This window comes from Streptomyces sp. NPDC050674, assembly GCF_040654575.1.
GTDB lineage: Bacteria > Actinomycetota > Actinomycetes > Streptomycetales > Streptomycetaceae > Streptomyces.
The window spans coordinates 601,517-618,613 of sequence record NZ_JBFAIG010000002.1 but is presented as its reverse complement, the minus strand read 5'-3'; the positions used below and the strand labels follow the sequence as shown (position 1 = coordinate 618,613).

The following is a 17,097-nucleotide window of genomic DNA, read 5'->3' as shown; positions in this document are numbered from 1 at the left end:
ATACAAGTGCTCCATGGTGCGCCGGGAAGTCTGGTCGGCATGTGTTCCGTCCTGCCCACCGACCGGAGGTTCGCCCGTGACAGCGCCCCGCCCCACCACCCCCCGCAAGGTCCTCGGCCGACTGTCGCTGCCCGAGCGGACCTACGTGACGGACGCGCTGCGCACCGAGACCGTCGGCGGGGTGCTGCTGCTCGCCGCCGCGGTCACCGCGCTGCTCTGGGCGAACATCCCCCCGCTGCGCGACAGCTACGAGAGCGTCTCCCACTTCCACCTGGGCCCCGCCGCCCTCGGCCTCGACCTCTCCATCGCCCACTGGGCCGCCGACGGACTGCTGGCCGTCTTCTTCTTCGTCGCCGGGATCGAACTCAAACGGGAACTCGTGGCGGGCGACCTGCGCGACCCGAAAGCCGCCGCCCTGCCGGTCGTGGCCGCGCTCTGCGGCATGGCCGTGCCGGCGCTCGTCTACACCGTCACCACCGTCGCCGGCGGAGGCTCCCTGGCCGGCTGGGCCGTGCCGACCGCCACCGACATCGCGTTCGCGCTCGCCGTGCTCGCGGTCATCGGCACCTCCCTGCCGAGCGCGCTGCGGGCCTTCCTGCTCACCCTCGCCGTCGTCGACGACCTCTTCGCGATCCTGATCATCGCGGTGTTCTTCACCGCCGACCTGAACTTCGCCGCCCTCGGCGGCGCCGTCGCCGGACTGGTGCTCTTCTGGCTGCTGCTGCGCAAGGGTGTCAGGGGCTGGTACGTGTACGTCCCGCTCGCCCTCGTCGTCTGGGCGCTGATGTACAACAGCGGCATCCACGCCACCATCGCCGGTGTCGCCATGGGCCTGATGCTGCGCTGCCACCGCCACGAGGGCGAGGACCGCTCCCCCGGCGAGCACATCGAGCACCTCGTACGCCCCCTGTCGGCGGGGCTCGCCGTCCCGCTGTTCGCGCTGTTCAGCGCGGGGGTCGTGGTGTCCGGCGGGGCCCTGGCCGACGTGTTCACCACGCCCGAGACCCTCGGCGTCGTCCTCGGTCTCGTCGTCGGCAAGGCGCTCGGCATCTTCGGCGGCACCTGGCTGACGGCCCGTTTCACCCGCGCCTCGCTCAGCGACGACCTGGCCTGGGCGGACGTGTTCGCGGTGGCGAGCCTCGCCGGCATCGGCTTCACCGTGTCGCTGCTCATCGACGAACTCGCCTTCGCCGGAGACCGGACGATGACCGACCAGGTCAAGGCGGCCGTCCTGCTGGGCTCGCTCATCGCCGCGATACTCGCGACCGTCCTGCTGAAGATCCGCAACACCAAGTACCGCCGGCTGTGGGAGGACGAGGAGCGCGACGAGGACGCCGACGGCATCCCGGACATCTACGAGGAGGACGACCCGGCGTACCACCTGCGGCTCGCCGCGCTCCACGAACGCAAGGCCGCCGAACACCGCAGGATCGCCCAGGAGAAGGCAGCCGCGCGCCACGGGCTTGCCGAAGTACCGGGCGGGGCAGGCGAGGACCACCACCGTCCGGCATGATCTGACGAGACGGTACAAAAGACGGGACCGTACGCAGTCATGCCGGACGCAGTCGGACGACTGCGCACGAGTCAGGCAGAAGACACGGACATCGGACCGTACGCAGAAGAGGGAGACCGCGATGAGCGCACCCGACGGCAGCCCGGTCGGCGCCGAACGCAGCATCGGCCAGCTGTTCGCCTCGGCGACGGCGGAAATGTCGGCGCTGGTGCACGACGAGATCGCGCTGGCGAAGGCGCAGCTCAAGCAGGACGTCAAGCGCGGCGCGACCAGTGGCGGCGCCTTCTCGGCGGCCGGCGCCGTGCTGATCTTCTCCCTGCCGATGCTGAACTTCGCGCTGGCGTACGGCATCCGCACCTGGAGCGACTGGAACCTCGCGGTCTGCTTCCTGCTGTCCTTCGCGGCGAACGTGCTGGTCGCGGGCGGCCTCGCGCTGATCGGCGTGGTCTTCGCGAAGAAGGCCAAGAAGAGCAAGGGCCCGCAGAAGGTCGCCGCCTCGATGAAGCAGACCGCGGTCGTGCTGCAGAAGGCCAAGCCGCACCCGCGCCCGGAGCTCGCGCAGGACCGGGTCCCCGAGGCCATCGAGGCTGTGGCACGCTCGTCGTCATGACGGACCCCGCACCGCCCCCGGCTCAACCGGCCTCGGCCGTCCTCCTGGACGGCCCCTGGAGCCACCGCGACGTCGCCGCCAACGGCGCCCGCTTCCACATCGCGGAGCTGGGTGAGGGGCCGCTGGTCCTGCTGCTGCACGGCTTCCCGCAGTTCTGGTGGGCCTGGCGGCACCAGCTGGTGGCGCTCGCCGACGCCGGTTTCCGGGCCGTCGCCATGGACCTGCGGGGAGTCGGCGGCAGTGACCGGACGCCGCGCGGTTACGACCCCGCCAACCTCGCGCTCGACGTCACCGGCGTCATCCGCTCCCTCGGCGAGTCGGACGCCGCGCTCGTCGGCCACGACCTGGGCGGATACCTCGCCTGGACGGCCGCCGCGATGCGCCCCAAGCTGGTGCGGCGGCTCGCGGTCTCGTCCATGCCGCACCCGCGGCGCTGGCGCTCGGCCATGCTCCGCGACGTCAAGCAGAGCCGCGCCGGTTCACACATCTGGGGGTTTCAGCGGCCCTGGATCCCGGAGCGGCAGCTCACCGCCGACGACGGGGCGCTCGTCGCCGAGCTGATCCAGGAGTGGTCGGGGCCGAGGCCGCCCGAGGACGAGGCGCTGGAGAACTACCGCCGCGCCATGTGCATCCCCTCCGCCGCGCACTGCGCGGTCGAGCCGTACCGCTGGATGGTGCGCTCCCTGGCCCGCCCGGACGGCATCCAGTTCAACCGGCGGATGAAGCGGCCCGTGCGCGTGCCGACCCTGCATCTGCACGGCTCGCTGGACCCCGTGATGCGCACGCGCAGCGCGGCCGGGTCCGGCGAGTACGTCGAAGCCCCCTACCGCTGGCGCCTGTTCGACGGGCTCGGCCACTTCCCGCACGAGGAGGACCCGGTCGCGTTCTCCTCGGAGCTCATCAACTGGCTGCGGGATCCCGAGCCCGACCGGTGACCGGTCGTTCCCGTCCGCTCACCGGCACGGGAACGATTGTCTGACGAACGGCCAATTGCCTGGCGCATAGGCCAATTGGACGCTCCGGGAGCGGTTATCGACCATGGGGCGGGGGCACACGTCGGGGTATGGGCTGGACGCACGACTACAGTGACGCAACCCGCAATCGCCGCTCGGCGGGCGGTGCGAATCCCCACCGGCGAAGCGGCGCACCGCAGATGGCGACCGCGGATCCCCGGGTCGGGATTCCGCTGATCCTCCGCCGCCGGGCCCGCTGGGTCTCCGTACGCCTGCGTCACACACGCGACTGAGGCATCACTCGCGCGAGTGACACCCCGCCACCTCCCGCACCGAGAACGCTCCTGAGCCGGCCTCAAAGGGCGCAGCTGTCGCTGCCCACCTGCTGGTCGGCGGCGCGTCCCTTGGTGATGTCCTGCTGGATCTCGTCCACGGTCAGCGCGTATCCCGTCTGGGCGTCGTCGAGCGACTTGGCGAAGACGACGCCGTAGACCTTGCCGTCGGGCGTGAGCAGCGGGCCGCCGGAGTTGCCCTGGCGGACGGTGGCGTAGAGGGAGTAGACGTCACGGCGGACCGTGCCGCGGTGGTAGATGTCCGGGCCGTTGGCCGTGATGCGGCCGCGTACGCGCGCGGCCCGCACGTCGTACGCCCCGTTCTCCGGGAAGCCCGCGACGATCGCGCCGTCGCCGCTGGTCGCGTCCTTCTCGGTGAACCGCAGCACGGGCGCCTTGAGGTCCGGCACGTCGAGGACGGCGATGTCGCGCCGCCAGTCGTAGAGCACGACTTTGGCGTCGTACTTCCTGCCCTCGCCGCCTATCTGCACGGTCGGCTCGTCGACTCCGCCCACCACGTGCGCGTTGGTCATCACGCGGCGGTCGGAGAAGACGAAGCCGGTGCCCTCCAGGACCTTGCCGCAGCTCGGGGCGGTGCCCATGACCTTGACGATGGAACGCTGGGCGCGGTGCGCGACTTCGCTGTTCGCGAGCGCCGGATCGGGCGGCCGGACGTCGGTGATCGGCTCGTTCGAGAACGGGCTGAAGACCTGCGGGAAGCCGTTCTGCGCGAGGACGGAGGAGAAGTCCGCGAACCAGGTGGCCGCCTGTTCCGGCAGGGCCCGCGACACCCCCAGCAGCACCTTGGAGTTGCGGACCTCCTTGCCGAGCGTGGGCAGCGTGGTGCCCGCGAGCGCGGAGCCGATCAGCCAGGCGACCAGGAGCATCGCCACGACGTTGACCAGAGCGCCGCCGGTGGCGTCCAGGGCCCGGGCCGGGGACCAGGTGATGTGCCGGCGCAGCTTGTTGCCGAGGTGGGTGGTGAGCGCCTGGCCGACGGAGGCGCAGACGATGACGACGACGACCGCGACGACGGCGGCGGTCGTGCTCACCTCCGCGTTGTCCGTCAGCGCGTCCCAGATGACGGGCAGCACGTACACCGCGACGAGGCCGCCACCCAGGAAGCCGATCACCGACAGGATGCCGACGACGAACCCCTGGCGGTACCCCACGACCGCGAACCACACGGCGGCGACCAGCAACAAGATGTCCAGCACGTTCACGAAGGCCACCCTGTCATGCGCGCCAGTCGAGCGGGACCTGCTTCTCCTGGTCCCAGGGCCGCTCCCAGCCCGCGAAGTGCAGCAACCGGTCGATGATTCCGGCCGTGAAACCCCAGACAAGGGCCGATTCGACCATAAATGCCGGACCTCGATGGCCGCTGGGGTGGACGGCGGTCGCCCGGTTGGCGGGCTCCGTGAGATCCACCACGGGGACGGTGAAGACCCGGGCGGTCTCGTTCGGATCGACGACCCCGACCGGGCTCGGCTCGCGCCACCAGCCCAGCACCGGCGTGACGACGAAGCCGCTGACCGGGATGTACAGCCGGGGCAGGACACCGAAGAGCTGGACGCCGGAGGGGTCGAGGCCGGTCTCCTCCTCCGCCTCGCGCAGGGCGGCCCGCAGCGGGCCGTCGCCGGACGGGTCGCCGTCCTCCGGGTCGAGGGCGCCGCCCGGGAAGGAGGGCTGGCCGGCGTGCGAGCGCAGGGAGCTGGCGCGCTCCATGAGCAACAGCTCCGGCCCCCGCGCGCCCTCACCGAACAGGACGAGCACGGCCGACTGGCGCCCCCGGCCGTCCTCGGGCGGCAGGAACCGGCTGAGCTGTCTCGGCCGGACCGTCTCCACGGCGTGCACCACCGGGTCGAGCCAGCCGGGCAGCCCCTCCTTGCTCAGCACCATCGGGCCGCCCTGTGTGTCGCTCGCCCGCGTCATCGCCACCCCCGTCGTCCTGCCGCGTCCAACGCGCGACGGGCCCGAGATCGTTCCATGGACGCCCGGGGTCCCCTGAACGAGCGGCGCGCCGAGCCCGTCGGGGGGCGCGCCGGGCCCGTCAACCGGCGCGCCGGACGGCTCGGACGGCGCGTCGGGCGGCTCGGACGGCGCATCAGGCGGCTCGGGCGGCTCATCCGGCCCCCAGCGGCGGCGCCGGTGTGCCGCCCGCGTCCAGATACGCCTGCGGGGGCTTCAGGCGCTGGCCGGGGAAGCCGCCCTTCTCGTACTTGAGGAGCTTCTTCGCCTTCTCCGGATCGGTCTCGCCCTCGCCGTAGGCCGGGCAGAGCGGGGCGATCGGGCAGGCGCCGCACGCGGGCTTACGGGCGTGGCAGATGCGGCGGCCGTGCCAGATCACGTGGTGCGAGAGATCCGTCCAGTCGCTCTTCGGGAAGAGCGCGCCCACGGCGGCCTCGATCTTGTCCGGGTCGGTCTCGGCGGTCCACTGCCAGCGGCGCACCAGGCGCTGGAAGTGCGTGTCGACGGTGATGCCCGGGCGCCCGAAGGCGTTGCCGAGCACGACGAACGCGGTCTTGCGTCCGACGCCGGGCAGCTTGACCAGGTCCTCCAGCCGGCCGGGCACCTCCCCGCCGAACTCCTCCACCAGAGCCTTCGAGAGCCCTATGACCGACTTGGTCTTGGCCCGGAAGAAGCCGGTCGGGCGCAGGATCTCCTCGACCTCCTCGGGGTTGGCGGCGGCCAGGTCCTCCGGGGTGGGGTACTTGGCGAAGAGGGCGGGGGTCGTCTGATTGACGCGCAGGTCGGTCGTCTGCGCGGACAGGACGGTGGCGACGACCAGTTGGAAGGGATTGTCGAAGTCCAGCTCGGGGTGCGCGTACGGATAGACCTCGGCGAGCTCGCGGTTGATGCGGCGGGCCCGGCGGACCAGGGCGGTGGGCGACTCGTCGCGCGGCGGGTGGACGACGGCCTTGGCGGGGGTGGCGCCCTTGACGCGGGCGGTGGCCTTCTTGGGCGCGACCGCGACCTTCTTGGCAGCGGGCGCCTTCTTCACGAGGGCGCGTTGCGAGGCCTTCCCGGCACCGGAGGTCTTGGAAGCGGCCTTCTTCGCCGGCGCGGCCTTCTTCGCGGCCGCCGTCTTTCCCGTCGACGCGGCCTTGCCCCCGGAGGCGGCCTTCTTCGCAGTGGCGGCCTTCTTCGAAGACACCGTCTTCTCCGCGGACGTCGCCTTCTTCGCAGGCGCCGTCTTCTTCGCGGAAGCAGCCTTCTTCACTGGTTCCGTCTTGTTCTCTTTCGCCGTTTTCCTACCGCCATCGGGGCTCTGTTCGCCCACAGCGGAATCGCGACGTACAACCACCCGCGCAGCCCCCTCGGCCTGTGCTCTCACCGGCGATTTGGACACCCGGCCAGCCTAAGGCCCGGCACCGACATCCGCCCCGGCCCCTGAAGATCGGCGCCCAATTGGACCCCTGCCGCGTACCCCGGGACACGTGTGCGGCATCCTTGTGACAGATCACACTGTTTGGACCGCCCGACAAAATGGGCACAACGGTCCCTCGGTACACGGGGGAGCAAGATCCCCTGAGCAGGTCGAATAGGAGAGAACTCGTGGACGACGTTCTGCGGCGCAACCCGCTCTTCGCGGCGCTCGATGACGAGCAGGCCGCGGAGCTCCGCGCCTCCATGAGTGAGGTGACCCTCGCCCGCGGTGACTCGCTGTTCCATGAGGGCGACCCGGGTGACCGCCTGTACGTGGTCACGGAGGGCAAGGTGAAGCTCCACCGCACGTCCCCCGACGGCCGCGAGAACATGCTGGCCGTGGTCGGCCCCGGCGAGCTCATCGGCGAGCTGTCGCTGTTCGACCCGGGCCCGCGCACCGCGACCGCCACGGCACTGACCGAGGTCAAGCTGCTCGGCCTCGGCCACGGTGACCTCCAGCCCTGGCTGAACGCCCGCCCCGAGGTGGCCACGGCCCTCCTGCGCGCTGTCGCGCGCCGACTGCGCAAGACCAACGACGCGATGTCCGACCTCGTCTTCTCGGACGTTCCGGGCCGTGTCGCCCGCGCCCTGCTCGACCTCTCCCGACGGTTCGGCGTGCAGTCCGAGGAAGGCATCCACGTCGTCCACGACCTCACGCAGGAGGAGCTGGCCCAGCTGGTCGGCGCGTCCCGCGAGACGGTCAACAAGGCCCTCGCGGACTTCGCCCAGCGCGGCTGGCTGCGGCTGGAGGCCCGCGCGGTGATCCTGCTGGACGTCGAACGCCTCGCCAAGCGCTCCCGCTGAGCGCACTACCCGGCCGTACGTCATCGGGCCCCGTCTCCGCGTGAGACGGGGCCGACGTCGTCAAGAGAACCGAAAACCCGCCTCGCGTGGACCCCGCTCACGCCACAGTGGGCGCATGACCGGCAGCACAGCCCAGCGTCCGGGACTTGACGCGCGGGGCTTCCTCACCCGGGAGGGGTGCCTGGCACGTGTGCCGCACGCCTTCCGCCCGGTCGTCGCCGCGACGCGCGACCGGCTGGCCGGCGTCTTCGGGCGCCGGCTGCACAGCGCGTACCTCTACGGGTCGATACCTCGCGGCACCGCGCGCGTAGGCCGCAGCGACCTGGACCTGCTGCTCGCCCTGCGCGAGGAGCCGACCGAGGCGGACCGGGACGACGCCCGGGCGCTCGGCACGGCACTGGACGCGGAGTTCGAACAGATCGACGGGCACGGCATCCTGCTGTTCAGCCGGGCCCGACTGCTGAGTGACCCGGAGAGGTACGACCTGGGATGGTTCGTCGCCTGTCTGTGCACACCACTGCTGGGCGAGGACCTGGCCGCATGTCTGCCGCGCTACCGTCCCGACTCGATGCTGGCCCGCGAAACCAACGGCGACCTGGCCCTGCTGCTCCCCCGCTGGCGTCGGCGGATCGCCGAGGCAGGCGACACCGAGGAGGCCCTGCGGCCCTTGGTCCGCTTCATGTCCCGGCATCTGGTCCGTACGGGCTTCACGCTCGTCATGCCCCGCTGGAACGGCTGGACCAGCGATCTGAGCGAGATGGCCGAGGCCTTCGCCGGGTACTACCCCGGGCGCGGCGAGCAGATGCGGGCCGCTGCCGTCCTGGGACGGGAGCCGGTCGGCGACGCCGTCGTCCTCGCGTCGTACGTGGGCGATCTGGGCCCCTGGCTCGCCGGGGAGTACGCGCGCGTGCACGGGCTCAAAGCGCCGCGCCCCGACGGCCTCTAGATGAGCCCGTGTTCTTCCAGATACTCCATCTGCGCCCGTACCGACAGCTCCGCCGCCGGCCACAGGGAGCGGTCCACGTCGGCGTAGACGTGGGCGACGACCTCCGTGGGGGTGCGGTAGCCGTCCTCCACGGCCGTCTCGACCTGGGCGAGGCGCGTGGCGCGGTGGGCGAGGTAGTACTCGACGGCGCCCTGGGCGTCGTCCAGGACCGGGCCGTGACCGGGCAGGACGGTGTGGACGCCGTCGTCGACGGTGAGGGAGCGCAGGCGCCGCAGGGAGTCCAGGTAGTCGCCGAGACGGCCGTCGGGGTGGGCCACGACCGTCGTGCCGCGGCCCAGGACGGTGTCGCCGGTGAGGACCGCCCGGTCGGCAGGGAGGTGGAAGCAGAGGGAGTCGGCGGTGTGGCCGGGGGTCGGTACGACGCGCAGTTCGAGTCCGCCGGTGGTGATCACGTCTCCGGCGGCCAGACCCTCGTCGCCAAGGCGCAGTGCCGGGTCGAGGGCGCGCACGCGCGTGCCGGTCAGTTCGGCGAACCGGCCGGCGCCCTCCGCGTGGTCGGGATGGCCGTGCGTCAGCAGGGTGAGGGCGACGCGCTTGCCGGCCTGCTCGGCCGTGGCGACGACCCGGCGCAGGTGCGCGTCGTCCAGGGGACCCGGGTCGATGACGACGGCGAGGTCCGAGTCGGGCTCGGCGACGATCCAGGTGTTCGTGCCGTCCAGGGTCATCGCCGAGGCGTTGGGCGCCAGGACGTTCACGGCCCGCGCGGTGGCCGGCCCCGAGAGGACGCCGCCGCGGGGCCGGCCGGGCAGGGCTGCTGCGTCCGTCATGCGGTGGCTCCCCCGGTCGGGATGTGCTTGGTGAACTCGTCGTGGCCGGGCCAGGAGAGCACGATCTCGCCGTCCACCAGGCGGGCGCCGGCCAGGACGGGCGTGAGATCGCGCTCCGGGGCGGCGTCGAGCGCCCGGGCGGCCGTCTCGTACGGGGCCAGCTGGCGCAGGGTCGCGATGGTCGGCGGCATCATCAGCAGCTCGCCCTTGTCGTAGCCGGCCGCCGCCTCGCGCGGGGTGATCCACACCGTGCGGTCGGCCTCCGTGGAGGCGTTGCGGGTGCGCTGCCCCTCGGGGAGCGCGGCGACGAAGAACCAGGTGTCGTAGCGGCGGGCCTCGAACTCCGGCGTGATCCACCGGGTCCATGCGCCGAGCAGGTCGGAGCGCAGCACCAGGCCGCGGCGGTCCAGGAACTGCGCGAAGGACAGGTCCCGGGCCACCAGGGCGGCGCGGTCCGCCTCCCAGTCGGCGCCGGTGGTGTCGCCGACGACCGAGTCGGGCGCCGGTCCGGCGAGCAGCACGCCCGCCTCCTCGTACGTCTCGCGCACGGCGGCGCAGACGATGGCCTGGGCCGCCGTCTCGTCGACGCCGAGCCGTTTCGCCCACCACGCGCGCGTGGGGCCCGCCCAGCGGACGTGGTGATCGTCGTCACGCGGGTCGACTCCGCCACCGGGATACGCGTACGCGCCTCCGGCGAAGGCCATGGAGGCGCGTCGGCGCAGCATGTGGACGGCGGGGCCGTCGCCGGTGTCCTTCAGGAGCATGACGGTGGCCGCGCGCTTCGGGGTCACCGGGGTGAGGGTGCCGGCCGCGAGTGCGCGGATGCGGTCCGGCCACTCCGGGGGGTACCACTGACCGTTCGCCATGGGCGCGAGGCTATCCCGTGACGGGCGGATGTTCGAGTGGCCCCGGGGGCGGATTCCGCAGCTGGGGCCGTCGAAGAGCGGGTCAGGCGAGCTCGACCTGGATCTCGACCTCGACCGGCGCGTCCAGCGGCAGCACCGCGACGCCCACCGCGCTGCGCGCGTGCACGCCCTTGTCTCCCAGCACCTGGCCGAGCAGCTCGCTTGCGCCGTTCAGCACCGCGGGCTGGCCGGTGAAGTCCGAGGCGGAGGCCACGAAACCGACGACCTTCACCACGCGCGCGATGCGGTCCAGGTCACCGGCGACGGACTTGACGGCGGCCAGGGCGTTCAGCGCGCACGTGCGTGCCAGTTCCCTGGCCTCCTCCGGGGTGACCTCGGCGCCGACCTTGCCGGTGACCGGAAGCTTGCCGTCCACCATCGGGAGCTGCCCGGCGGTGTAGACGTACGGGCCGGACTGCACGGCCGGCTGGTACGCGGCGAGCGGCGGGACCACGTCGGGAAGGCTCAGGCCGAGCTCGGCAAGCTTCGCCTCGACGGCGCCCACTACTGCTTCGCCCGCTTCAGGTAGGCCACGAGCTGCTCGGGGTTGTTCGGCCCGGGCACGACCTGGACGAGCTCCCAGCCGTCCTCGCCCCAGGTGTCCAGAATCTGCTTCGTGGCGTGGACGAGCAGCGGCACGGTTGCGTATTCCCACTTGGTCATGCGGCCGACTCTAGCCGCTGCCGGAGGAGGGCCACGCGGCCACCCGCGGCCCCGGTCGTCCACAGGCCACGGCCACGGTTGTCCACAGCCTCCCGCGTAGCCCGGGCGCGGACTGGTTAGGCTCGAATACGTGAGCAGGCTCCAGGTCGTCAGCGGCAAGGGCGGTACCGGTAAGACCACGGTGGCCGCCGCACTAGCACTGGCTCTCGCCACGGAGGGGAAGCGGACGCTTCTCGTCGAGGTCGAGGGCCGTCAGGGCATCGCGCAGCTCTTCGAGACGCAGGCGCTGCCCTATGAGGAGCGGAAGATCGCCGTCGCTCCCGGGGGCGGGGAGGTGTACGCCCTGGCCATCGACCCCGAACTGGCCCTTCTGGACTACCTCCAGATGTTCTACAAGCTGGGCGGTGCGGGACGGGCCCTGAAGAAGCTCGGCGCGATCGACTTCGCCACCACCATCGCGCCCGGCCTCAGGGACGTCCTCCTGACCGGCAAGGCCTGCGAAGCGGTGCGGCGCAAGGAGCGCAGCGGCCGCTTCGTGTACGACTACGTCGTGATGGACGCGCCCCCGACCGGGCGGATCACGCGCTTCCTCAACGTGAACGACGAGGTCGCGGGTCTCGCCAAGATCGGCCCGATACACAATCAGGCGCAGGCCGTGATGCGGGTGCTGAAGTCGCCCGAGACGGCCGTGCACCTGGTGACGCTGCTGGAGGAGATGCCCGTCCAGGAGACCGCGGACGGCATCGCCGAGCTGCGTTCGGCCCGGCTCCCGGTGGGGCGGATCATCGTGAACATGGTCCGGCCGGAGGTGTTGGACGAGACCGACCTGGAACTCCTGCGGACGGTCCCGCGTTCCACTGTCGCGCGGTCCCTGTCGTCCGCGGGGCTGGGCGGGGCACGGCGCGGCGGGCACGCCGAGCGGCTGGTGGACCCGCTGCTCGCGCAGGCCGAGGAGTACGCCGAGCGGTACACGCTGGAGACCGAACAGCGCGCGGTCCTGGCCGAGCTGGGCCTGCCGCTACACGAACTGCCGCTGTTCGCCGAGGGCATGGACCTGGCCGGGCTGTACGAGCTGGCCCGCGAGCTGCGCGAGCAGGGCGTGTCATGAGCCGGGACAGACAGTCAAGGCCCGTCACGAGTCGGAAGCAGGGGATGTCATGAGTCGTCCGGACCCGGCCCACACCCACGACCCGGCCCGCCCTCATCTCACCCCCGCGCGGCTCCTCGACATCGATCCGCTGCTGGAGGACCCCGAGACCCGGATCGTGGTGTGCTGCGGCTCGGGCGGGGTCGGCAAGACCACCACCGCGGCGGCCCTGGGTCTGCGCGCCGCCGAGCGGGGCCGCAAGGTGGTCGTCCTGACCATCGACCCGGCCCGCCGGCTGGCCCAGTCCATGGGCATCGACTCGCTGGACAACACCCCGCGCCGGGTGAAGGGCATCGACGACTCCGCGGGCGGCGAGCTGCACGCGATGATGCTCGACATGAAGCGCACCTTCGACGAGATCGTCGAGGCGCACGCGGACCGCGAGCGGGCGGCCGCCATCCTGGGCAACCCCTTCTACCAGTCGCTCTCGGCGGGCTTCGCGGGCACGCAGGAGTACATGGCGATGGAGAAGCTCGGGCAGTTGCGCGCCCGGGACGAGTGGGACCTGATCGTCGTGGACACGCCACCGTCCCGCTCGGCGCTGGACTTCCTGGACGCGCCGAAGCGGCTCGGCTCGTTCCTGGACGGCCGGCTGATCCGGCTGCTGACGGCACCGGCGAAGCTGGGCGGCCGGGCGGGGATGAAGTTCCTGAACGTCGGGATGTCGATGATGACCGGCACCCTCGGCAAGCTGCTCGGCGGTCAGCTCCTCAAGGACGTCCAGACGTTCGTGTCCGCGATGGACACCACCTTCGGCGGTTTCCGCACCCGCGCGGACGCGACGTACAAGCTGCTCCAGGCGCCCGGCACGGCGTTCCTCGTGGTCGCGGCCCCGGAGCGGGACGCGCTGCGCGAGGCCGCCTACTTCGTGGAGCGGCTGGCCGCGGAGGACATGCCGCTGGCCGGTCTGGTGCTCAACCGGGTGCACGGCAGCGGCGCCGGCGGACTGTCGGCCGAGCGGGCGCTCGCCGCCGCGGAAAATCTTGAAGAGCCCGGCATTGTGGATCAGGAGGGCGGGAAAGCAGTACTTCGTAACTCCCCCGACGCACACGACAGTTCAGACTCTCCCACGCCCGGAACACCAGCTTTGGCATCGGCACCGGCTCCCGAGGATGGCTCCCCCACCGAAGTCGCCGGACACACCGAGGACGCCGAGCACGCTGAGGACACCGAGCGGTCCGTCGACCAGCTCGCGGCAGGCCTGCTGAGGCTGCATGCCGATCGCATGCACCTGCTGGCCCGTGAGCAGCGCACGCGTGACCGCTTCACCGCGCTGCACCCCGAGGTGGCCGTGACGGAAGTGGCCGCGCTGCCCGGCGATGTGCACGACCTCGCGGGACTGCGCGCCATCGGCGGCCGGCTCGCGGCCGACGAGCGTGCGCTTCCCGACCCCGTCGACCAGCCCGGAGTCGACCAGGCCGGACGCGACCGGCCCGAACCGCCCGAGGCGAGTGCCTGAGGGCAACCAGGCGAGAGCGCAGGGCGGGTGAGCGGCGGCGCGGGCGGCGCCGGGCTCACCGGTGACGGCGAAGGGCCCGGCAACGGGCCCTCAGACCTGGACCTGGGGAGCTCCCGGAGGGGAGTCCTCAGCTCACCGCCGCGTAGTTCTCGTAGATTTCGTCGTCGTCGAGGGGCATGACACCGCACCCCCGCTCGTACTCCGTGCGCGCCGTCTCCAGCAGCCGGCGCCAGGAGGTCACAGTGGGACGCCTGCGCAGCAGTGCGCGGCGCTCCCGCTCCGTCATGCCTCCCCACACGCCGAACTCGACGCGGTTGTCGAGCGCGTCGGCCAGGCACTCCGTGCGCACCGGGCATCCGGTGCACACCGCCTTGGCCCTGTTCTGCGCTGCTCCTTGAACGAACAGTTCATCCGGATCGGTAGTGCGGCAGGCCGCCTGCGCACTCCAGTCGGTTACCCAGCCCATACCGGCGCCGTCCTCTCCCGAATCGAGGCTCCCCCACGGCGGCAGCGGCATATTCACCGCCGCCAGTTGAGGACGTTACGGAAGGTGGGCACAGCGCAACACCCCCTTCGGGCCCAATCTTGAATGGCCCGAACGGACTATGGGTAAGCGGCAGATCACCCGGGGGAGTGAGCTGGCGACATACGCGACCTTCCCGTCAAACCGGGACAGTTCAGTTGCGTCACAACGGACGCCGTATGACACACAAGGCGGATTCGGACACGCCCCCAGCAAAAAAGTCGGGGAACACCCAGAACGATTCGGGGTCGCCGGACGTATTGATACGTGACCTCACTGCTGTGACAGTTGAGAGCAGCTTAGGCCAAGGCCTATACGCCTGTCCGGCGAATGGGAACGTAGGCCGCTCACGTCGCCATGCCGTCAGGTCCGGGGGCCGTGTCCCGCGCCCGGGGCGCGGTCGTGATGCCGTCGACACCACCCGCCGGCGTCCGGCCGGGGGCGCCGAGGGCATCAGGAGGCCGTCCGGCGCCGCGTGACCGCCCCGCCACTCGCGGCTCGACCGCGCACCGTTCCACGGTGAGGCCCGACACCCCGGCCGCACCCGGATGTCACGGTCTGGTACTCGAACGCTCCGAGCACCCCCTGCTCCTGCGGATCGCTCAAACCTACGGATTAGGCTGCCCTCATGCCAAAGAAGCGCTCGGGCGGTGGTCTGTCTCCCACGCAGCAGGCCGCAAAGTTCCTCGGTGTCAGTGTCCTCGCGGGAGCCGTGCTGGCCGGCATCGCCCTCCCCGCGGTGGGGGCGCTGGGCCTCGCCGCCAAGGGATCCGTCGAGAGCTTCGACGAGCTCCCCGCCACCATGAAGACCCCACCGCTGAGTCAGCGCACCACCATCCTCGACGCCGACGGCGGCCCGATCGCCACCGTCTACTCACGCGACCGCACGGTGGTCCCCCTCAAGGACATCTCGCCGTACATGCAGAAGGCGATCGTCGCGATCGAGGACTCGCGCTTCTACCAGCACGGCGCCGTCGACCTGAAGGGCGTCCTGCGCGCCCTCAACAAGAACGCGCAGACCGGCGGGGTCTCCGAGGGCGCCTCCACCCTGACGCAGCAGTACGTGAAGAACGTCTTCGTCGAGGAGGCGGGCAACGACCCGACCAAGGTCGCGCAGGCCACCCAGCAGACCATCGGCCGCAAGATCCGCGAGCTCAAGTACGCGATCCAGGTCGAGGAGGAACTGGGCAAGAAGAAGATCCTCGAGAACTATCTGAACATCACGTTCTTCGGCCAGCAGGCCTACGGCGTCGAGGCCGCCGCCCGGCGCTACTTCTCCAAGTCCGCCAAGGACCTCAGCCTGGAGCAGTCCGCCCTGCTCGCCGGCATCGTCCAGTCGCCCAGCCGCTACGACCCGGTCAACGACGAGGCGGAGGCCACCAAGCGCCGCAACACCGTGCTCCAGCGCATGGCGGCCGTCGGCGACATCTCCAGGGCGCAGGCCGCCGACGCGATGAAGGCGCCGCTCGGCCTGAAGGTCAGCAAGCCCAAGAACGGCTGCATCACCGCGGTCAAGGGCGCCGGCTTCTTCTGCGACTACGTGCGCGAGGTCTTCCTGACCGACCCGGTCTTCGGCAAGACCAAGGAGCAGCGCGCGAAGATCTGGAACCAGGGCGGCCTCACCATCCGCACCACCATGGACCCGCAGGCCCAGAACGCGGCGCAGCGCTCCATCAAGGAGCACGTCTACAAGAGCGACGACGTGGCCACGGCCGTAACCCTCGTCCAGCCGGGCACCGGCAAGATCCTCGCCATGGGCCAGTCGCGTCCGTACGGCGTCGACATCAAGGAGGGCGAGACGACCCTCAACCTGTCCGTCGACGGCGACATGGGCGGCGGCATGGGTTACCAGCCCGGTTCGACGTTCAAGCCGATCGTGGCCGCCGCGGCCCTCGAGGACGGCATGCCGGCGAACAAGGTGTACTCGTCGCCGTACCAGATGGCGTACCCGAGCCCGGTCTCGGCCTGTGACGGCAAGCGGTGGGTGAACGACCCCAACAACCCGGCGAAGCTCGAGAACGAGAACTCCTCCGAGGTCGGCCCGTACGACATGCGGGAGGCGACCGCCAAGTCGGTCAACACCTACTACGTGCAGATGATCGGCGACATCGGCATCTGCCCGGTGACGACGATGGCGAAGAAGATGGGCGTGGTGCGGGCCGACGGCAACAAGATGCCGCAGGTGCCCTCCATCGCCCTCGGCACGCAGGAGATGTCCCCGCTGACCATGGCGAACGCGTACGCGACCTTCGCCTCGCGCGGCATGCACTGCACGCCGGTCGCCATCGAGTCGGTCAGCCGGCGGGTCGGCGACAAGACCACCTCGCTCCAGGTGCCGAAGTCGACCTGCTCGCGCGCCATGTCGGAGAACACCGCCGACACCATCAACACGCTGCTGAAGGGCGTCGTCGAGGACGGCACGGGCAAGAAGGCCGGCCTGGGCAGCCGCCCGAGCGCCGGCAAGACCGGTACGACGGACGAGCGCTACGCGGCCTGGTTCGTGGGCTACACGCCGAACCTGGCCGGTGCGGTGTGGGTCGGCGACCCCGCGCACAAGCGGAAGATGGTCGGCATCACCATCGGCGGCCGGTCGTACGGCAAGGTCTTCGGTGGCGAGGTCCCCGGCCCGATCTGGGGCGACATGATGTCCGGCGCGCTGGAGGGCAAGCCCGTCGAGAACTTCAACACCGTCCACATCCCCGACAGCAAGCCCCGTGACCGGGGTGACGGTGACGACGGCGGCCGTGACGACGGCGGCAACGGCGACAACGGGGGCAACGGCGGGAACGACGGCTTCCTCGGCGGCCTGGTCGGCGGCAACGACGGCGGAGGGGGCGGCGGCGAGCCCACGCCTTCGTTCTCCATCCCGGAGGGCTTCTTCCGGGGCCAGGGCAACGGCGGAAACGGCAACGGCGGCCGGTTCGGCTGAGCCGCGGCCGCGGTTCGGCTGAGCCGCGGCCGCCACATGCAGACGGCCCCCTCCCACCCG

17 protein-coding genes are annotated in these 17,097 nt (G+C 71.3%); 9 read left to right on the top strand and 8 right to left on the bottom strand.

Annotation, left to right across the window (positions count from 1 at the left end; all coding sequences use genetic code 11):
• The first annotated feature begins 76 nt into the window (after positions 1-76).
• From nhaA to AB0I06_RS06260, 4 genes are all read left to right on the top strand, one after another.
• Positions 77-1,513, top strand: coding sequence for a Na+/H+ antiporter NhaA (nhaA, locus tag AB0I06_RS06275; RefSeq protein WP_363117555.1), 1,437 nt, complete (start codon positions 77-79; stop codon positions 1,511-1,513).
• Positions 1,514-1,634: 121 nt separating this feature from the next.
• Positions 1,635-2,123, top strand: a complete 489-nt coding sequence (locus tag AB0I06_RS06270) for a phage holin family protein (protein ID WP_363117554.1) — start codon at positions 1,635-1,637, stop codon at positions 2,121-2,123.
• A complete protein-coding gene (locus AB0I06_RS06265; RefSeq protein ID WP_363117553.1) occupies positions 2,120-3,058 on the top strand; it encodes an alpha/beta hydrolase in 939 nt (312 codons plus the stop codon). Before AB0I06_RS06270 ends, AB0I06_RS06265 begins: the two co-directional genes overlap by 4 nt.
• A 128-nt stretch (positions 3,059-3,186) precedes the next feature.
• Entirely contained in the window at positions 3,187-3,369 is a 183-nt protein-coding gene (locus tag AB0I06_RS06260) for a hypothetical protein (protein WP_363117552.1), read from the top strand.
• Between the two features lie 62 nt (positions 3,370-3,431).
• Here AB0I06_RS06260 and AB0I06_RS06255 read toward each other — a convergent pair whose 3' ends face one another.
• The 3 genes from AB0I06_RS06255 to nth all read right to left on the bottom strand — a co-directional run bounded on the left by AB0I06_RS06255 (position 3,432) and on the right by nth (position 6,628).
• On the bottom strand, positions 3,432-4,631 hold the full coding sequence (locus AB0I06_RS06255; RefSeq protein ID WP_363117551.1) for a MarP family serine protease: 1,200 nt from the start codon (positions 4,629-4,631) through the stop codon (positions 3,432-3,434).
• Positions 4,632-4,644: 13 nt separating this feature from the next.
• Positions 4,645-5,340, bottom strand: coding sequence for a CoA pyrophosphatase (locus AB0I06_RS06250; protein WP_363117694.1), 696 nt, complete (start codon positions 5,338-5,340; stop codon positions 4,645-4,647).
• A gap of 190 nt (positions 5,341-5,530) precedes the next feature.
• Positions 5,531-6,628 carry an endonuclease III gene (gene nth, locus AB0I06_RS06245; RefSeq protein WP_363117550.1) on the bottom strand — a complete coding sequence of 366 codons (1,098 nt, stop codon included), beginning with the start codon at positions 6,626-6,628 and terminating at the stop codon, positions 5,531-5,533.
• Between the two features lie 335 nt (positions 6,629-6,963).
• On the opposite strand from nth, the gene AB0I06_RS06240 reads away from it, so the two are divergent.
• Together AB0I06_RS06240 and AB0I06_RS06235 are read left to right on the top strand one after the other, a co-directional pair.
• The gene (locus tag AB0I06_RS06240) at positions 6,964-7,638 is read left to right on the top strand and encodes a Crp/Fnr family transcriptional regulator (protein ID WP_010031945.1); all 675 of its coding nucleotides are present in this window, start codon (positions 6,964-6,966) and stop codon (positions 7,636-7,638) included.
• 115 nt (positions 7,639-7,753) lie between these two features.
• The gene (locus AB0I06_RS06235; protein WP_363117548.1) at positions 7,754-8,584 is read left to right on the top strand and encodes a nucleotidyltransferase domain-containing protein; all 831 of its coding nucleotides are present in this window, start codon (positions 7,754-7,756) and stop codon (positions 8,582-8,584) included.
• Here the strand turns inward: AB0I06_RS06235 and AB0I06_RS06230 are convergent.
• The 4 genes from AB0I06_RS06230 to AB0I06_RS06215 form a co-directional block, all read right to left on the bottom strand.
• Complete coding sequence (locus tag AB0I06_RS06230) at positions 8,581-9,411, bottom strand: MBL fold metallo-hydrolase (protein ID WP_363117547.1); 831 nt, start codon at positions 9,409-9,411, stop codon at positions 8,581-8,583. The genes AB0I06_RS06235 and AB0I06_RS06230 overlap by 4 nt on opposite strands.
• Positions 9,408-10,277, bottom strand: coding sequence for an NUDIX hydrolase (locus tag AB0I06_RS06225; RefSeq protein WP_363117545.1), 870 nt, complete (start codon positions 10,275-10,277; stop codon positions 9,408-9,410). Before AB0I06_RS06225 ends, AB0I06_RS06230 begins: the two co-directional genes overlap by 4 nt.
• Before the next feature lie 82 nt (positions 10,278-10,359).
• Positions 10,360-10,821, bottom strand: a complete 462-nt coding sequence (locus AB0I06_RS06220; protein ID WP_363117543.1) for a RidA family protein — start codon at positions 10,819-10,821, stop codon at positions 10,360-10,362.
• Positions 10,821-10,979, bottom strand: a complete 159-nt coding sequence (locus AB0I06_RS06215) for a DUF4177 domain-containing protein (RefSeq protein WP_093708112.1) — start codon at positions 10,977-10,979, stop codon at positions 10,821-10,823. The genes AB0I06_RS06220 and AB0I06_RS06215 overlap by 1 nt, the downstream gene beginning before the upstream one ends.
• A gap of 130 nt (positions 10,980-11,109) precedes the next feature.
• Here AB0I06_RS06215 and AB0I06_RS06210 point away from each other — a divergent pair, with 130 nt between their 5' ends.
• Positions 11,110-12,087 carry an ArsA-related P-loop ATPase gene (locus AB0I06_RS06210; RefSeq protein WP_363117542.1) on the top strand — a complete coding sequence of 326 codons (978 nt, stop codon included), beginning with the start codon at positions 11,110-11,112 and terminating at the stop codon, positions 12,085-12,087.
• A gap of 49 nt (positions 12,088-12,136) precedes the next feature.
• Entirely contained in the window at positions 12,137-13,585 is a 1,449-nt protein-coding gene (locus tag AB0I06_RS06205) for an ArsA family ATPase (protein WP_363117541.1), read from the top strand.
• A 127-nt stretch (positions 13,586-13,712) separates the two neighbouring features.
• On the opposite strand, the gene wblA is transcribed toward AB0I06_RS06205, so the two are convergent.
• Positions 13,713-14,051: a transcriptional regulator WblA gene (gene wblA, locus AB0I06_RS06200; RefSeq protein ID WP_352115483.1), complete on the bottom strand. Its 339-nt coding sequence runs from the start codon at positions 14,049-14,051 to the stop codon at positions 13,713-13,715.
• Between the two features lie 685 nt (positions 14,052-14,736).
• Between wblA and AB0I06_RS06195 the strand changes: the two genes are divergently transcribed.
• The gene (locus AB0I06_RS06195; RefSeq protein WP_363117540.1) at positions 14,737-17,037 is read left to right on the top strand and encodes a transglycosylase domain-containing protein; all 2,301 of its coding nucleotides are present in this window, start codon (positions 14,737-14,739) and stop codon (positions 17,035-17,037) included.
• Positions 17,038-17,097 lie beyond the last annotated feature (60 nt).

Excerpts from the sequence above, each read along its gene's own strand:
- AB0I06_RS06225 (WP_363117545.1), bottom strand. The coding sequence starts at position 10,277 with ATGGCGAACGGTCAGTGGTACCCCCCGGAGTGGCCGGACCGCATCCGC.
- AB0I06_RS06265 (WP_363117553.1), top strand. The coding sequence starts at position 2,120 with ATGACGGACCCCGCACCGCCCCCGGCTCAACCGGCCTCGGCCGTCCTC.
- AB0I06_RS06250 (WP_363117694.1), bottom strand. The coding sequence starts at position 5,340 with ATGACGCGGGCGAGCGACACACAGGGCGGCCCGATGGTGCTGAGCAAG.
- AB0I06_RS06215 (WP_093708112.1), bottom strand. The coding sequence starts at position 10,979 with ATGACCAAGTGGGAATACGCAACCGTGCCGCTGCTCGTCCACGCCACG.
- AB0I06_RS06260 (WP_363117552.1), top strand. The coding sequence starts at position 3,187 with ATGGGCTGGACGCACGACTACAGTGACGCAACCCGCAATCGCCGCTCG.
- AB0I06_RS06270 (WP_363117554.1), top strand. The coding sequence starts at position 1,635 with ATGAGCGCACCCGACGGCAGCCCGGTCGGCGCCGAACGCAGCATCGGC.
- AB0I06_RS06235 (WP_363117548.1), top strand. The coding sequence starts at position 7,754 with ATGACCGGCAGCACAGCCCAGCGTCCGGGACTTGACGCGCGGGGCTTC.
- AB0I06_RS06205 (WP_363117541.1), top strand. The coding sequence starts at position 12,137 with ATGAGTCGTCCGGACCCGGCCCACACCCACGACCCGGCCCGCCCTCAT.
- wblA (WP_352115483.1), bottom strand. The coding sequence starts at position 14,051 with ATGGGCTGGGTAACCGACTGGAGTGCGCAGGCGGCCTGCCGCACTACC.
- AB0I06_RS06230 (WP_363117547.1), bottom strand. The coding sequence starts at position 9,411 with ATGACGGACGCAGCAGCCCTGCCCGGCCGGCCCCGCGGCGGCGTCCTC.
- AB0I06_RS06195 (WP_363117540.1), top strand. The coding sequence starts at position 14,737 with ATGCCAAAGAAGCGCTCGGGCGGTGGTCTGTCTCCCACGCAGCAGGCC.